The 17,325-nt window shown below is 68.9% G+C and carries 6 protein-coding genes; 3 read left to right on the forward strand and 3 right to left on the reverse strand.

The features are described 5' to 3' along the window. Window positions 1–22 precede the first annotated feature (22 nt). The 3 genes from tyrS to ACFWBQ_RS34920 all read right to left on the reverse strand — a co-directional run bounded on the left by tyrS (window position 23) and on the right by ACFWBQ_RS34920 (window position 4,355). Window positions 23–1,291: a tyrosine--tRNA ligase gene (gene tyrS, locus ACFWBQ_RS34910; RefSeq protein ID WP_385506718.1), complete on the reverse strand. Its 1,269-nt coding sequence runs from the start codon at window positions 1,289–1,291 to the stop codon at window positions 23–25. Window positions 1,292–1,354: 63 nt separating this feature from the next. Continuing rightward, window positions 1,355–2,749: a metallopeptidase TldD-related protein gene (locus ACFWBQ_RS34915; RefSeq protein ID WP_385506721.1), complete on the reverse strand. Its 1,395-nt coding sequence runs from the start codon at window positions 2,747–2,749 to the stop codon at window positions 1,355–1,357. Between the two features lie 82 nt (window positions 2,750–2,831). Further along, the gene (locus ACFWBQ_RS34920; RefSeq protein WP_385506723.1) at window positions 2,832–4,355 is read right to left on the reverse strand and encodes a TldD/PmbA family protein; all 1,524 of its coding nucleotides are present in this window, start codon (window positions 4,353–4,355) and stop codon (window positions 2,832–2,834) included. A 189-nt stretch (window positions 4,356–4,544) separates the two neighbouring features. Here ACFWBQ_RS34920 and ACFWBQ_RS34925 point away from each other — a divergent pair, with 189 nt between their 5' ends. Genes ACFWBQ_RS34925 through ACFWBQ_RS34935 form a run of 3 tightly spaced genes read left to right on the forward strand, consistent with a single transcriptional unit; the run spans window position 4,545 to window position 17,274 of the window. Further along, window positions 4,545–9,806, forward strand: coding sequence for a DEAD/DEAH box helicase (locus ACFWBQ_RS34925; RefSeq protein WP_385506727.1), 5,262 nt, complete (start codon window positions 4,545–4,547; stop codon window positions 9,804–9,806). Continuing rightward, complete coding sequence (locus tag ACFWBQ_RS34930) at window positions 9,803–12,787, forward strand: helicase-related protein (RefSeq protein ID WP_385506729.1); 2,985 nt, start codon at window positions 9,803–9,805, stop codon at window positions 12,785–12,787. Before ACFWBQ_RS34925 ends, ACFWBQ_RS34930 begins: the two co-directional genes overlap by 4 nt. Then, on the forward strand, window positions 12,784–17,274 hold the full coding sequence (locus ACFWBQ_RS34935) for an Eco57I restriction-modification methylase domain-containing protein (RefSeq protein ID WP_385506731.1): 4,491 nt from the start codon (window positions 12,784–12,786) through the stop codon (window positions 17,272–17,274). The genes ACFWBQ_RS34930 and ACFWBQ_RS34935 overlap by 4 nt, the downstream gene beginning before the upstream one ends. Window positions 17,275–17,325: the final 51 nt, after the last annotated feature.

The raw sequence follows: 17,325 nt of genomic DNA on the forward strand, positions 1-17,325 counted from the left end.
GCCGTGGGTGCCGGTGACCGGATCAGCCGGCCGTGACCTCGACGGCAGCCAGGTTCTTCTTGCCCCGCCGAAGCACGAGCCAGCGACCGTGCAGCAGCTCCTCGCGGGCCGGGGCGGCCTCGCCGTCCGTGACCTTCGCATTGTTCACGTAGGCCCCGCCCTCCTTGACCGTGCGGCGGGCGGCCGACTTGCTCGGCGCCAGACCGACCTCGACCAGGAGATCCACCACGGGACCGAGCTCGGTGACCTCGGCGTGCGGAACCTCGGACAGGGCGGCGCCCAGCGTCGCCTCGTCCAGCTCGCCGAGATCGCCCTGGCCGAACAGCGCCTTCGACGCCGCGATGACCGCGGCGCACTGCGCGCCGCCGTGTACCAGCGTCGTCAGCTCCTCGGCCAGCGAGCGCTGGGCCGAACGGACCTGCGGACGCTCCTCGGTGAGCTGCTCCAGCTCCTCGAGCTCCTCGCGGCTCTTGAAGCTGAGGATGCGCATGTACGTGGAGATGTCCCGGTCGTCCACGTTCAGCCAGAACTGGTAGAACGCGTACGGCGTCGTCATCTCCGGGTCGAGCCAGACCGCACCGCTCTCGGACTTGCCGAACTTGGTGCCGTCCGCCTTCACCATCAGCGGGGTCGCCAGCGCGTGCACGGTGGCAGCCGGCTCCACGCGGTGGATCAGGTCGATGCCCGCCGTGAGGTTGCCCCACTGGTCGCTGCCGCCCTGCTGGAGGGTGCAGCCGTAGCGCCGGTACAGCTCCAGGAAGTCCATGCCCTGCAGCAACTGGTAGCTGAACTCCGTGTAGCTGATGCCCTCCTGGGACTCCAGCCGACGGGCGACCGAGTCCTTGGTGAGCATCTTGTTGACCCGGAAGTGCTTGCCGATGTCCCGCAGGAACTCGATCGCGGACAGGCCCGCGGTCCAGTCCAGGTTGTTCACCATCGTCGCGGCGTTCGGGCCCTCGAAGGTGAGGAAGGGCTCGATCTGCCCGCGCAGCCGCTGAACCCACGCCGCGACGGTCTCCGGGTCGTTCAGCGTGCGCTCCGCGGTCGGCCGCGGGTCACCGATCTGGCCGGTGGCCCCGCCGACCAGGGCGAGCGGCTTGAGCCCCGCGTGCTGGAGCCGGCGCATGGTGAGCACCTGCACCAGATGCCCGACGTGCAGACTCGCCGCGGTCGGGTCGAACCCGCAATAGAACGTGACCGGGCCGTCCGCGAGAGCCTTGCGCAGTGCGTCCTCGTCGGTGGACTGGGCGAAGAGCCCGCGCCACTTCAGCTCGTCGACGATGTCCGTCACGGTCTTTTCTCTCCTCGTGGGGTCGAGATGGGGTGGATGGGACTGCGGTTCAGTCTAGGTCGGTCAGACGCCCCGGCTGACCGAGCTCATGTGGAAATCGGGGATCCGCAGCGCGGGCATGGCGGCCCGGGTGAAGTAGTCGCCCCACTCGCGCGGCAGCGTCTTCTCGGTGCGGCCCGCCTCCGACGCCCGGGACAGCAGATCGACCGGCGACTCGTTGAACCGGAAGTTGTTCACCTCGCCGAGGACCTCTCCGTCCTCCACCAGATAGACACCGTCCCGGGTCAGGCCGGTCAGCAGCAGCGTCGCCGGATCCACCTCCCGGATGTACCACATGCAGGTCAGCAGCAGAGCCCGGCCGGTCGTGGCGGCCACCATCTCCTCCAGTGAACGCTCACCGCCGCCGTCCAGCACCAGGTTGTCCACGGCCGGGGCCAGCGGCAGGTCCGTGAGCCCCGCGGAGTGCCGTGTCGTGGTCAGCCGCTCCAGCTTGCCCTCCCTGACCCAGTCCGTGGGTGCCAGCGGCAGGCCGTTGTCGAAGACCGAGGCGTCGTCGCCCGACGCGTGGGCGATCACGAACGGTGCGGACTCCAGACCCGGCTCGTGCGGGTCGCTGCGCAGGGTCAGCGGCAGGGCGGAGAGCTTCTCGCCGAGCCGCGTACCGCCGCCCGGCCTGGAGAAGACCGTCCGGCCCTCCGAGGCGTCCCGGGCGCTCGACGACCAGAACTGGTAGATCAACAGGTCGGCCACGGCGGTCGGCGGCAGCAGCGTCTCGTATCGCCCGGCCGGCAGCTCGATCCTGCGCTCGGCCCAGCCGAGCCGCTGCGCGAGCTCGGCGTCCAGGACCCCCGGGTCGACGTCCTTGAAGTCCCGGGTGGCCCGTCCCGCCCAAGCGGAGCGGGTCCGGTCGGGGGACTTGGCGTTCAGCTCAAGCGTCCCGTTCGGCTGGTCGTGGCGCAGCCGCAGCCCCGTCGACGTACCCAGGTAGGTCGAGGTCATCTCGTGGTGGGCGAAGCCGTACAGCTCACGGCCGCCGGAGCGGGCGCGGGCGAAGGCGTCACCGAGCGCCGGGGCGAAGTCGCCGAAGACATCGGAGCTCGTCTCGGCGGGCGCGTCCGTGAAGGCCGCGGACACCGGCACCCCGGAGACGAGCGGCTGCGCGTCCTCCGCGGGTCCGGCCCCGCGCGCGGCGGCCTCGGCGGCCCGCACGAGAGGTTCCAGGTCGTCGGCGGTGACGGCCGAACGCGACACCACGCCGGATGCCGTCCCTTGGGCGCCGTCCACGGTCGCGATCACGGTCAGGGTCCGGCCGCGTGTCACCCCGTTCGTGGTGAGCGCGTTGCCGGCCCAGCGCAGATTGGCCGAGGAGTTCTCGTCCGCGATGACCACACAGCCATCGGTGGTGGACAGCTCGAGTGCGCGCTCGACGATCTCGTACGGCTTGCTGACGCGGCTCATCGCCCGGCCTCCTGCGTCGTGTTGAGACTGTGCCGACCCGGGGGACGACCCCCGGACCCCCGGCCGATTCCGTGGTGACCGCTCATCGCCCGGCCTCCTGCGTCGTGTTGAGGATGTTCACGCCTCGGAAGAGGGCGGAGGGGCAGCCGTGCGAGACGGCCGCGACCTGGCCCGGCTGGGCCTTGCCACAGTTGAAGGCGCCGCCCAGGACATAGGTCTGCGGCCCTCCCACCTTCTCCATCGAGCCCCAGAAGTCCGTGGTCGTCGCCTGGTACGCCACGTCCCGCAGCTGGCCGGCCAGCCTGCCGTTCTCGATGCGGAAGAAGCGCTGCCCCGTGAACTGGAAGTTGTAGCGCTGCATGTCGATCGACCAGGACCGGTCGCCGACCACGTAGATCCCGCGCTCCACCCCGCCGATCAGATCCTCCGTGGAGAGACCGCCCGGGTCCGCCTGCAGTGACACGTTCGCCATGCGCTGTACGGGGACATGGCCCGGCGAGTCCGCGTACGCACACCCGTTGGACCGGCCGAGACCGGTCAGTTCGGCGATCCGGCGGTCCGTCTGGTAGCCCACCAGCGTGCCGTCCTTGACCAGGTCCCACGACTGCGCCTCGACGCCCTCGTCGTCGTACCCGATGGTCGCGAGCCCGTGCTCGGCGGTGCGGTCGCCCGTCACGTTCATCACGGGGGAGCCGTACCTCAGCTTCCCCAGCTGGTCGAACGTGGCGAACGACGTACCGGCGTACGCCGCCTCGTACCCCAGCGCCCGGTCCAGTTCGGTGGCGTGGCCGATCGACTCGTGGATGGTCAACCACAGATTGGAGGGGTCGACGACCAGGTCGTACGTCCCCGCCTCGACGCTCGGCGCCCGCATCTTCTCGGCCAGCAGCCCGGGGATCCGCTCCAGTTCGGCGTCCCAGTCCCAGCCGGTGCCGGTGAGGTACTCCCAGCCCCGGCCCACCGGCGGTGCGATGGTCCGCATCGAGTCGAACTCACCCGTCGTGGAGTCCACGGCGACCGCGGTCAGCTGCGGATGCACCCGCACGCGCTGCTGCGTGGTGACGGTCCCGGCCGTGTCCGCGTAGAACTTGTTCTCGTGGACGGTCATCAGCGAGGCGTCCACATGCGCGACCCCGTCCGCCGCCAGCAGTCGCGAGCTCCACTCCGCGAGCAGTCCGGCCTTCTCCTCGTCCGGTACGGAGAAGGGGTCGATCTCGTACGCCGAGACCCAGCTCCGCTCGCCGTGCACCGGTTCGTCCGCCAGCTCGACGCGCTCGTCCGACCCCGCTGCTGCGATCACCTTGGCCGACAGCTTCGCCATGGCGACGGCCTGGGAGGCCACCTTCGCCGCGGCGTCCATCGTCAGGTCCACCCCGGACGCGAACCCCCATGCCCCGCCGTGCACCACCCGTACCGCGTATCCGAGGTCGGTGGTGTCCGACGTCCCGGAGGGCCGGGCGTCCCGCAGCCGCCAGGAAGCGCCCCGCACCCGCTCGAACCGGAAGTCGGCGTGCACCGCGCCGAGCGCACGCGCGCGGGCGAGCGCCGCGTCGGCGAGGGCGCGCAGTGGCAGGGCCAGGAACGACTGATCTACCTCGTGGGCCACGAAGGCTCCCCTTCTCTTGGAGTACTCCGGAGTGAACCATGCAACGAACCGTCTCCGGTCGGCTACATGTTTCCCAGCTCCTGAGCGTGCCGCGCGGCAGTAGGGTGATTGTCACCGATGGCTGGGGGGCCAGCAGCGATGGCGGCAGGACCGCGCATTACGGCAGGTAAATGGGGAGCACGCGCGACGATGGATGTATTCGGGGTCCACCAGAGACTCATCACGGACTATGACGCTTTCACCAGCTCGCTGGTCGGCGTGCGGGACCGGGATATCCAACGGCACCTCGACGATGAGCGAAACCGTAAGGCCCGCTGGCCGGACCCTCGCATTTCGCTCAACCCCAGTTTTCGCAGCGGGGGCACCGTTGCGGAGCTCGTCGACGAAGGCCTCCTGCACCACGAATGCCGCCGCTACTTCCGGTCCAAGGACCACGAGAACGACTCCGGCTCCCGGACCCTCACCCTTCACCGCCACCAGCGAGAAGCCATTGAAGCGGCCGCCTCGGGGGATTCCTATGTCCTGACGACAGGAACGGGTTCTGGAAAGAGCCTCGCCTATATCCTTCCCGTCGTTGACGCGGTACTGCGCCGCCCCAACCCCGACGGCATCTCCGCCATCGTCGTCTATCCCATGAACGCCCTAGCCAACAGCCAGCAGCACGAGCTGGCGCGCTACCTGCAGTGGGGCATCCCGGAAGCTGACCGGAAGGTGACCTTCGCCCGCTACACCGGGCAGGAGGACAGAGAGAAGAAGGCTGCGGTCCTGCGCGCCAAGCCGGACATCCTGCTGACGAACTACGTCATGCTGGAGTACCTGCTGACCCGCCCCCAAGAGCGCGAAGAGCTGATCGGAGCTGCTCAGGGCCTGCGCTTCCTTGCGCTGGACGAGCTGCATACGTATCGCGGCCGGCAGGGAGCCGACGTCGCGCTGCTGGTACGCAGACTGCGGGACGCCTGCGCGGCTCCGGGGCTCCAGTGCATCGGCACCTCCGCGACCATGGCCAGTGCTGCCACGTTCGGCGAAGCACAGTCGAAGGTGGCGGACGTCGCCACCAGCCTCTTCGGAACCACGGTCCGTCCCCAACGGGTGATCGGTGAGACGCTCGAACGCGCCACAGATCCCGGTGCCACTTCCGGCGGCTCCGCAGGTGAGCGGCGCTCGGCCCTGGGCGCGGCGGTGCGCCGTGCAGCCGAGGAGCCCCACGCGCTGTCGCGCGACTACAGGGTGCTTCAGACCGACACGCTCGCCGTGTGGGTGGAGGATTCGTTCGGCCTGGTCGAGGACAAGAAGTCCGGCGGGCGGCTCGTGCGCCGGACACCTGTCACCGTGCCGTACGCGGGCCGCGCACTTGCCAAGGCGAGCGGGCAGCCCGAGGAACTGTGCCGGGGCGCCATTGAGGCGATCCTCCGGGCAGGCGCCGAGGCGCGGCACCCGCAGCACCGGCGCCCGTTGTTCGCCTTCCGACTGCACCAGTTCCTCTCCAAGGGTGACACGGTCTACACGAGCTTCGAACCCGCCGGGCAGCGCCATCTGACCAGCCAGTACCAGGTCAGCGTGCCTGAGCACCGGGAGAAGCCGCTGATTCCTCTGGCGTTCTGCCGCGACTGCGGACACGACTACCTGGTGGTGACCCGGGAGGAGGGTCCGGCCGGACCACGCCTCACGGCACGCCGGGACCCGGAGGCCCCGGCCGAGGACGCGGACGGCTACCTCTACGTCAGCCAGGAGCAGCCTTGGCCGGCCGACAGCGAGCAGCGGCTGTCCCGCCTTCCCGACAGCTGGGTCGAAACGTCGGAAGACGGCACCAGGACCGTTGTGCAGGCGCGATCCGGCGACGTGCCGCGTGAGGTCCGGGTCGCTCCTGACGGCACTCTCCTTGCCTCGGGCGAGCACGGGCTGCGCGCTTGGTGGATCGGGGCCCCGTTCCGGTTCTGCCTGCGCTGCCGCGTCAGCCATGAGCAGCTGCGGGCCAGGGATTTCGTCAAGCTGGCGACATTCGCTGCCGAAGGGCGCAGCTCGGCAGTCTCTCTGATCAGTGCCAGCGTTGTGCGTTCGCTGCGCGCACAGCAGGACATCGACGAGAGGGCCCGTAAGCTTCTGACCTTTGTCGACAACCGGCAGGACGCCAGCCTCCAGGCCGGACACTTCAACGACTTCGCCCAGGTGACCCAGATCCGCGGGGCGCTCTATCGGGCTCTGGCCGCCGCAGGCCCCGAAGGGCTGCGGCACGATGTGCTGCCACAGGCGGTCGAGGAGGCGCTCGGCCTGCCCATGGAGGCGTTCGCGCGCAACCCGGGTGCCAAATACAGCCAGCGGGAATTCGCGCGCTCTGCGCTGCGTACCGTCCTGGCCTACCGGGTCCACGCGGACCTGGAGCGCGGCTGGCGCATCACCATGCCTAACCTCACCCAGACCGGGCTGCTCCGCTTCGGCTACACCGATCTCACGGAGATCGCCGCCGACGAGGAGTGCTGGCAGGGTGCGCATCCCGCTCTCACCGGCGACTCGCCCGGACACCGCGCCTACCTGGCCCGCGTCCTGCTGGACGAGCTCCGTCGGTCGCTCGCCGTGGACGATCCGCTGCTCACCCAGGAAGGTTTCGACCAGCTTCAGCGCCTGTCCGAGGGACACCTGCTCGGCGTGTGGGCGCTGCCGACGAGGGAACCCCGTGTACCCTCGCGCGTCGCCTTCCCGGGAAGCGGGCCCAAGGGAGCCCCTTCGGGTGAGGCCATTTACCTCAGTGGCCTCGGGGCGTACGGACGCTTCCTGCGTCGGCCCGGCCAGTTCGAGGACATCCCCGGTCTCGCCGGGCGGCGCATGTCCGTCGCGGATGCCGACGCAGTCATCCGCAGCCTTCTGCAGGTGCTGGAGACCCACGGCCTGGTCGCAGTCGTTCGCGAGGAACGTGACGGTTCGCGAGGGCACCAGGTCAGGTCCGCCGCGCTGCGCTGGCTTCCCGGAGACGGTGCCACTCCCGAGCCCGACCCGTTGCGCAAGGTGAGCGACCCGGACGCCGAGCCGCGCGTCAATACCTACTTCCGTGACCTCTATCGGGACAGCGCGGCCGAGCTGGTCGGCCTGGAAGCCCGTGAGCACACCGCCCAGGTTCCCTCGGCTCTACGCGAGATCCGTGAGGAGGCATTCAGGGAGGGTGAGCTGAGCCTCCTCTACTGCTCACCGACGATGGAGCTCGGCGTGGACATCGCCACCCTGAACGCGGTGGCCATGCGCAACGCCCCTCCCACTCCCGCCAACTACGCCCAGCGCTCCGGCCGCGCCGGACGTTCCGGACAGCCTGCCCTGGTCACCACGTACTGCTCGACAGGCAGCGCCCACGATCAGTACTACTTCCGCCGCCCCGAACTGATGGTCGCGGGCAGCGTCACACCGCCCCGCCTCGACCTCGCCAACGAGGAGCTGCTGCGCTCGCACGTCCACGCCATCTGGCTGGCCGAGACAGGCGCCTCCCTCGAATCCCGGATGACCGATTTCCTGGACGCGGAGACTCCTGCGGGCCCCGGCGAACCGGTGCCGCTCAGGCTTACGGAAGCGATGCGCACCCAACTCGACAGCGAGACGGCCCGCCGTCGTGCCATCGCGAGGGCGGCCGAGGTTCTGCGCCCCCTGCTGGCGGACCTGGAGGAGCGCACCACCTGGTGGTACGACGGCTGGATCGAGGACGTCGTACGGTCGGCGCCGCGCCGGTTCGACGACGACTGCGAGCGCTGGCGGCGCCTCTACCGCTCAGCGCTCACCGAACGCGAGGAGCAGCACCGCACCGCCGGGGACCTCACCGTCGACCCGAAGTCCCGGCGCCGGGCACAGGCCCGTCGCGCCGAGGCCGAGAGCCGGCTCAAGTTGCTGCGCAACGAGGACAGCGAGGAGTCCTTCAGCGACTTCTACACTTACCGCTACTTCGCTTCGGAAGGGTTCCTCCCCGGCTACTCCTTCCCCCGCCTGCCGCTGGCCGCCTACATTCCCGGTCAGCGGGGCGAGGGCAGATACGGCCAGAAGAACGGTGCGTACATCCAGCGCCCACGCTTCATCGCCATCTCCGAGTTCGGTCCGGGAGCGCTCATTTATCACGAGGGACAGCGGTACGCGGTCGACCGCGTACAGGTTCCGACAGGCTCCACGCCCGGGCAGGTGGCCACCAGCGATGTGCGGATCTGCGGCAGCTGCGGCACCTGGTACGACCGTTCCGAAGGCGCGGACCAGTGTGACGACTGCCACGTCCCGCTCACTCTCACGCTGAGCCGGACGATGGTGCTGACGACTGTCCAGGCATCGCCGGTACGGCGTATCTCCTCCGACGAGGAGGAGCGTCTCAAGTCCGGCTTCGAACTCCTGACGGGCTATCAATTCTCCCAGTCGGCCGGCCGGCTGGACGCAGTCTCCGCCGATGCCCACGGCCCGGTCCTCGGAGTGAGCTACGGCGACACCGCACGCGTCCGTGTCTTCAACATCGGCCGCCGCAAGCGCAAGCACCCCGGCGACCGCGGATTCTGGCTCGACCCGGTGCAGGGAAGGTGGCTCAGCGCCAAGAAGGTGAACGAAGCGCAGGAAGCGTCCGCCGAGGACGAGGCGCTGGGCGCGTTCTCCTCGGCGGACCGGGCGCTCCAGGTCATCCCGTACGTCGAGGACCGCAAGAACATCGCCGTACTGAGACTGGCCGAACCGGTCGACGAGAAGATCGCCATCACGCTCAGATACGCCCTTGAACGCGGTATGGAAGCCCGCTACCAGCTGGAGGACTCCGAGCTGGACAGTCAGGACCTCCCCGACGAGGACCTGCGTGGCCGGATGCTCTTCGTCGAGGGTGCGGAGGGCGGCGCAGGGGTCCTGAGGCTGCTGCACGATGATCCCCAAGCGCTCGCGGAAGTCGCCCGTGCGGCACTGAAGATCATTCACGTGAACCCTGACAGCGGCAAGGACGAGGACAGAGCCGAGGGAGCTCCCGAGCGGTGTGAGCTCGGCTGCTACGACTGCCTCCTCTCCTACAGCAACCAGCGTTTCCATACCCGCATCGACCGGCACACCGCTGTCCCGCTGCTGATGAGGCTCGCCTCGGCCACCACCAGGGGCGAGCGGCAGACCACTCCGGCAGCCCAGCGGGCCCGAGCGCTGGCACGCGCGACCGAGAGCGCCCAGGGGCCGGTGGCCGACTTCGTGGAGTGGCTCGACCGGTCCGGGCACCGGCTACCCGATGAAACACACCCGGAGCAGACCGGCGCCCCCGTCCGACCCGACATCGTCTACCGCCTGCCCGGCGCGGATGTCGCGGTCTACCTGGACACCGCGGCCGGCCGGCACCTGGACAAGCCGGCCGAGTACCGGCTCATCGACGACGGCTGGCTCGTGATCCGGGCCGGCGCCGACACCAAGGAATGGGAAAGCACTGTGCGCGCACACCCGGATGTATTCGGCCCCGGACGGAGCATCCGATGACGGCCGCCGACCGCGCGCCCGGCGATCTCGTGTCGGCCCGGGGGCGGGACTGGGTAGTCCTGCCCGGTGCTTCCGACGACCTGGTGATCGCCCAACCTCTCGACGGTGACCGTGAGTTCATCACCGCGCTCTTCCCGTACGAGATCAAAGAGCCCGGCTTCGGCCGACCGAATGCGGCAGAGGGCGAGATCGGCGACTTCGCCTCGGCCGGACTCCTGCGCACAGCCCTGCGGATCGCCGCGACCCACGGTGCCGGGCCCTTCCGCAGCCTCGCCTCCATCGCCGTCCAGCCGCGCCAGTACCAGCTGGTCCCGCTGATGATGGCCCTGCGGATGGACACCGTGCGCCTCCTCATCGGCGACGATGTCGGCATCGGCAAGACCATCGAGGCCGCGCTCATCGCGAAAGAACTCCTCGAACAGGGTTCGGCCACCAGCATGGCAGTGCTCTGCTCGCCCTCCCTCGCTGAGCAGTGGCAGTCCGAGCTCCGGGAGAAGTTCGGGATGGAGGCGGAGCTGGTCCTGCCCTCCACTGCCGCCCGTCTGCAAAAGGGTGTCGAACCGGGCCAGACGCTCTTCGAGCGCTACCCCTGCACGATTGTCTCCACCGACTTCATCAAGCAGCCCGACCGCCGTGAGGCATTTCGCCGCACCTGCCCGGACCTGCTGATCGTCGACGAGGCGCACACCTGCGTCGGAGCGGGCACAGGACACCAGCAGCGTTACGAACTGCTTCGCACGCTCGCCCAGGACGAGAGCCGCCACCTCGTCCTGGTCACTGCCACCCCGCACAGCGGCGACGCCCAGGCCTTCGCCAAGCTCACCAGCCTGCTCGATCCCGGTCTCCAGTCACTCGACCCGACCGTGCCCGCCCACCGAGACCGTCTCGCCCGCCACTTCGTACAGCGCCGCCGCCGTGACATCCGGCGCTACCTTGACGAGGACACCCCCTTCCCGCGCGACCGTAAACTGCGCCCGGCTCCCTACCAACTGGGCACCGAGTACGCCCGCTTCGTCTCCGACGTCCTCGCCTTCGCGCGCGAGGAGGTCCGCCGGCCCGACGGCGCCCTCAAACAGCGCCTCACCTGGTGGTCCGTCCTCGCCCTGCTGCGCTGTGTGCTCTCCTCGCCGGCCGCGGCGGCGGAGACGCTCAAGGTGCGTGCCGCCGTCGCCGCAGCACGCACGCCCGACGAGGCGGAACGCATCGGGCGCAAGGCCGTCCTCGAGCTCACCGGCGACGAGACAAGCGAAGGACTCGACGCCGTACCCGGCTCCCTCCTCGAAGACGTCGACGACGCGGAAACCACCACCCGAGGCGGCAGCCGCAAGCTGAAGGAATTCGCTGACCGTGCGGCTTCGCTGGCCGGCCCCGAGCACGACACCAAGCTGGCCTTCCTCATCGACGCGGTGAAGGGCCTCCTTGTCGACGGATACGACCCCATCGTCTTCTGCCGCTACATCCCCACCGCCGAGTACGTCGCCCAGCACCTCGCCGAAGCACTCGGCCGCGGCGCCCACGTCGACGCCATCACCGGAATGCTTCACCCCGATGCCCGCCAGGCCCGCATCGACGAGCTCACCACCAAGCGCGGCCGGCACGTCCTGGTTGCCACCGACTGCCTCTCCGAAGGCGTCAACCTCCAGGAGCACTTCGGCGCCGTCGTCCACTACGACCTCTCCTGGAACCCCACCCGGCACGAACAGCGCGAAGGCCGCGTCGACCGCTTCGGACAGTCCCGCGAGAACGTCCGCGCCATCACCCTGTACGACACGGACACCGGCATCGACGGCCTCGTCCTGGACGTACTCATCCGCAAGCACCGGGAAATCGCCGAGCAGGTGGGTGTCATCGTCCCCGTCCCCGACGCCGGTGCCGGGGTGCTGCAGGCACTGTCCAAGGCCCTCCTGCTCAGAGGCCGCGAGGGCGCGGGCGACGGACAGCTCGCTCTCGACTTCGATTCCAGCGAACTCTTCGGCCTCGCACGCCAACAGCTCGACACGGAGTGGGAGAGTGCGGCCGAGCGCGAGTCGAAGGTCCTGACCAAATTCGCCCACAGCGGCCTTCGCCCCGACGAGGTCCAGGCCGAACTCGACGCCCTGCGCCAGGCCCTCGGCGACCCTGCCGACATCGCGGAGTTCACCCGCGAGACGCTGAAGGCCCTCGGCTCGCCGGTACGCCCCGACGCCCGTTCCACCGGATTCACCGCCCCGACAGCAGCGCTGCCCCGTGGCCTGCGCCATTCCCTGGGCATTTACGAGGACGCCGACCAGGCCCTCGGCCCCGGCGCCGCCCAGGCCACGGCCCGTACGGCCAAGGCCAAGAGCCGTAAACCGGCAGCGGACAACCTGGTCTTCCACCAGGACCTTCCGGTCCCGGCCGGGGCGCACGCCCTGTTCCGTACGGACCCTGCGGTGCGGGCCGTCGCCCGTTACGCCCTGGACTCGGCCCTCGACCCGGGCCTGAGCGAGAACGACCGACCGGCCCGCCGGCTCGGCGTCATCCGCACCCCAGACGTCGCCCACCGGACCGTCCTGCTCCTGGTCCGCTACCGCTTCCGCCTCACCCTCCCCGGCCGCCGCACCGTGCGGACCACAGAGCCCCCGCGTGAACTGGTCGCCGAGGACGCCCAGCTGCTGGCCTGGCGCAACGACCCCGAGGGCAAGCGGGAATGGCTCAGCGACGAGGAGACCGCCCAACTGCTCCTCGCCGCCCCCGACCGCAACACCAACCAGTCGATGCGCGGACAGCAGATCACTCGCGCCTTGGATGAACTCGCCGAGGTCGAGGACCACCTGACCGCCCACGGCGACCAGGTCGCCCGCCGCCTCGAAGCCGCCCACCAGCGCGTACGGGAGGCGGCCGGCGAAAGAGGCCGGGCACGCGGCGCGGCAGCCGCCCGCCGCATCACCGCCGAACCCGCGGGCGAACCCGACCTGCTCGGTGTGTACGTGTACGTCAAGCGTCCCGGAGGATCCAGGTGACCACTCTCGCCCCCGACCACCTCCCGGCGAGCACAGCCGTACGCATAGAGGGAGCGCTGCTCTCCGCCGACCTCATCAACAAGATCCGCTTCGGTGACCGGGAGCTTCCCGGTGCTGCCCCCGCCGACTACCGTCTGCCGCGCGGTGTACGGGTCGAGGACGCCGCCAGCCGCAAATGGGAGTACCTCAAGGCCACGTACGCCACCTTCCAGGACCAGCTCGACGAGCTCGGCGAGAACACCGACCCGGCAAAGGTCACGGTCAAGGAATGGCTCGGCGTCCTCCTGGACGAGCTCGGCTACGCAGGCCTCACCACGGTGCCCAAGCGCCAGGGCATCCCGGTGCCGGGGCGACCCGACCCGTACCCGGTGAGCCACCAGTGGCAGCAGCACCTGCCCGTCCACCTTCTGGGCTGGAACACTGAACTCGACCGGGGCATCGGCACCAACCGTGCCCCGCAGTCGATGGTCCAGGAACTCCTCAACGTCTCCGACGAGCACCTGTGGGGACTCCTCTCCAACGGCCGGGTACTGCGTGTTCTGCGCGATTCCACCGCACTCGTCGGCTCCGCGTACGTTGAGTTCAACCTCGAAGCGATCTTCGGCGGCGACCAGTTCGCCGATTTCCTGCTGCTCTACGCGATGCTCCACTCCACCCGCTTCGAGCTCGTGCCGAAGCCGGAGAAGAAGCGGCGCGGAGCAGCGGCCGTCGAGGTCGAGGAAGACGACGACACGGCCGAGGCCGAGCGCGAGCCCGAGGAGGACACACTCGACGACGCAGCCGCCCCCGACGACGTCACCGTCCTCACCCCGGCCGACTGCCGCATCGAATGGTGGCGCGCCTACTCCATTGAGACCGGCATCCGCGCCCGCGACCGCCTCCGCAATCAGGTCAAGCAGGCCCTGAGTATCCTCGGCTCGGGCTTCCTCCAGGCCAACCCGCAATTCGGCGAAGCGCTCACCCGTGCCGGCAAGCCCGCGCTGGACGACTTCCACCACGAGCTGCTCCGACTCGCCTACCAGCTGGTCTTCCTCTTCGTCGCCGAAGACCGCAACGCCCTGCTCCTGCAGGCGGAGGAAGGCGCTTCCCGCAAGCAGATCGATGCCCTGGAACGGGCCCGCGCCCGTTACGCCCGCTACTTCTCCACAGCCCGGCTGCGCCGGATCTCCTCGCGCAGGAAGGGCGACCACAACAGCGACCTGTGGCAGGGCCTGCGCATCGTCCTGGACGCGCTCGGCCAGGACCGTGGCCTGGAGGCCCTCGCACTTCCCGAGCTCGGCGGCCTGTACTTCCGTGCGGATGGCGGTGAGGGCCACCTCGCCCTGCTCCCCGGCAGCCCGGAACCCCTGCGCTCGGCGAAGCTCCCCAACGAGAACCTGCTCGACGCGGTCCGGCTCCTCTCCCGCGTAAGGGACAAGCAGGGCCGCCCGAGCCGGGTGGACTACCGTCACCTGGGCGCGGACGAACTCGGCAGCGTCTACGAGTCCCTGCTGGAGCTCATCCCCCGCCACGACCCGGAAAAGCGGGAGTTCTGGCTCCAGGACCTGGTGGCCGGGAACAAGCGGAAGACGACCGGCTCGTACTACACGCCGTCCGTACTCATTGAGAAGCTCCTCGACAACGCCCTGGACCCGGTGATCAAGCGCCACGCGGAGTCAGGGATCCCCGATCACCTTCTCAGGATCCGTTTCGTGGACCCCAGCTGTGGTTCGGGCCATGTCCTGGTCGCGGCCGCCCGGCGCATAGCTCTGCGCTATGCCCAGCTGCACGACAACGAGCTGGAGCCCGCACCGGACAAGGTGCGCGAGGCGATGGGCAAGGTCGTACGGTCCTGTGTCCACGGCGTCGACATCAACCCGCTCGCCGCAGAGATCGCCAAGGTGTCGCTGTGGCTGGAGTCCCTGAACCCGGGGGAGCCGCTCGCCTTCCTGGACGACCGCATCAAGGTTGGCAACGCCCTGCTGGGGACGACACCGCTGCTGCTGGAAGCGGGAATCCCGGAGAACGCCTTCAAGAAGCTGGAGGGCGACGAGGGCCCGGCGATCAACGAGGCGCGTGACCGCAACCGCAAGGAACTGAAGGGCATCGAGGTCTGGGTCCAGAGCCAGCTGGGGGAGCCGGCCGTCCATACGAGCACAGCAAGGGTGCGGGTGGCCGCGGAGGAGGCAGCGGCCAGGCCGGTAGGCAGAGGACTCGCCGCCATCCGCGAACTGGCGAAGCGGCACAAGGAGTTCGAGGCCAACCCGGAGCTGGAACGCCTCAAGCGGGTGGCCGACGCCTGGTGTGCGGCCTTCATCTGGCCCAAGCGGAAAGACGCCCCGGCGCCTATTACGACGTCGACGTTGAAGCGGCTGGAGCTGGGTGAGGCGCTCGACGGTATTCCGGAGCCCTTGCCTCCGATGGGTGAAGACCCGGTGCCGGAGTCGGACGAGGACCGGGAGTGGCGCGAGGGGGCGGGGGAGCGGGAACTGCGTGAGGTGGTCTCCCGTAACCGCTTTTTTCACTGGCACTTGGAGTTCCCGCGCGTGTTCCGGGTCGAGGACCGCGATGCGGCCGATGCGAATGCGGAGACAGGGTGGCAGGGGGGCTTCGACTGTGTGCTGGGGAACCCGCCGTGGGAGCGGGTGAAGATCCAGAAGAAGGAGTGGTTTGCCGCGCAGAACCCGTACGTCGCGGACGCGGAGACGGCGAGCGAGCGTGAGCACCGGATCGGTCAGCTTCTGAAGTCGGTCGACGAGCACGGGAACGTGATCGAGGACGACCGGAAGCTGCACCGGGATTACCTGACCGCTCAGCGTGAGTCCAAGGGCACGACGAACATGCTCCGGGACTCAGGGATCTTCCCGCTGACAGGCAAGGGCGACGTCAACACGTACGCGGTCTTCGCGGAGAAGTCACGGATGCTGGTGGGGCCGGAGGGGATGGCGGGGTTGGTCCTGCCGACTGGTATCGCGACGGACAAGACGACGTCGGCGTTCTTCTCGGACCTAGTGGAGCGGCGGCAGCTGAACACGGTGCTGGACCTGGAGAACGAGGAGAAGCTCTTCGCGGACGTCCACAACCAGTACCGCTTCTGCCTGTTCACCTTCGGCGGCCCGGCCCACGAGTTCGAGCGTGTCCGCCTCGCGTTCCGGGCCCGTCGGCCGGATCAGCTGGACGCCCGCGAGTTCACGCTGAACGCGGAGGGGTTCCGCCGGATCAACCCGAACAGCCGGACGGCGCCGGTGTGTGAGAGCCCGGAGCACCTGCGGGTGCTTCAGGGGATCCACGAGCGTGTTCCGCTTCTCTGGCGCAAGGTTCCTGGCGAGTCAGAGGTCAATCACTGGGAGCTGGGGCCCTTCCTGCGCATGTTGGACATGGCCACCAACTCGAAGTCTTTCCGCTCTGCTGACCAGCTCAGAAGTGCGGAATGGATCCGCAGGGGCACTGTCTTCACCAAGGGTGATGAGCGATACCTGCCGCTCTACGAAGGAAAGTTTGTTCACCACTTCGATGGGCGATTTGCCACCTACGAGAACGCTACCCAGGCCCAGATCAACAAAGGCACCCTGCCCAGGCTGGACACGGAGACCCACCAAGACCCGACGGCGCTCCCCCTGCCCCGGCATTGGGTGCACGAAGCTGAAGTCGATGTGCGGCTCGCCGAAGACTTGGCGAATGAACGGAAGGAGTGGCCGCACAACTGGTTGCTCGGCTGGCGCGATGTGTGCCGTGCCTCGGACGAGCGGACGGTCATCGCGTCCGTACTGCCTCGGACGGCTGTGGGGCACAAACTTCCTTTGATGTTCCCGGCCTTTACACCGGACCTGTTGCTCGCGAATCTGTCCAGCCTTGTTCTCGATTTCGCAGCCAAGCAGAAGTACGCCGGAGCGTCTCTCGCCTACTTCACGTACGAACAGCTCCCGGTCCTCGCCCCAGACAAGTACACCCAGTCCGTCAGCTGGCTTAGTGACGGATCGCCTGCGACCTGGCTGCGAGCCCGCGTCCTCGAACTGACCTACACATCCCATGAAACGAAACCGTGGGCCAGCCACCTCGACGATGAGGGTGCCCCCTTCGTCTGGGATGAGGACCGCCGCTTCCTCATGCGCGCAGAGTTGGATGCCGCGTACTTCCACCTCTACGGCATCGCGCGTCAGGACCTCGACCTCGTCATGGACAGCTTCCGGGCCTTCCGTAATAGGAAACCGGAGCTGTTCAAGCGCACCAAGGACGAGATCATCCGCATCTACGAGGCCATGGCGGCCGGCCCGTACGTCACGCCCCTCAGTCCGTCCCCGGGCCAAGGCCCCCGCCACAATCCCGGCACAAGCCCGCTGACCCGCGTGGCTCCGCCAACCACGCCGACTCGGCCTGGACAGCCTCTACGTGTGCCCACAAGGAAGGGCAGCAAGCCAGTCAGGGAGGGCCAGTTGGGCGCCCTGTTCGGCCTGGAAGAGGTTGAGGGAGTCGACGTGCAGCTTGACTTCTTCGGGCGCGAGGGGTAACCGAGTACCCGCGTAAAGGAGTGGCCGCCTGTCCTGGGATCCCTTGTCAGG

It is taken from the genome of Streptomyces sp. NPDC060035 (assembly GCF_042736635.1).
GTDB lineage: Bacteria > Actinomycetota > Actinomycetes > Streptomycetales > Streptomycetaceae > Streptomyces.

Bases quoted from the DNA above. Each gene is read 5' to 3' on its own strand.
- ACFWBQ_RS34930 (WP_385506729.1), top strand. From the start codon at position 9,803: ATGACGGCCGCCGACCGCGCGCCCGGCGATCTCGTGTCGGCCCGGGGG.
- ACFWBQ_RS34915 (WP_385506721.1), bottom strand. From the start codon at position 2,749: ATGAGCCGCGTCAGCAAGCCGTACGAGATCGTCGAGCGCGCACTCGAG.
- ACFWBQ_RS34925 (WP_385506727.1), top strand. From the start codon at position 4,545: ATGGATGTATTCGGGGTCCACCAGAGACTCATCACGGACTATGACGCT.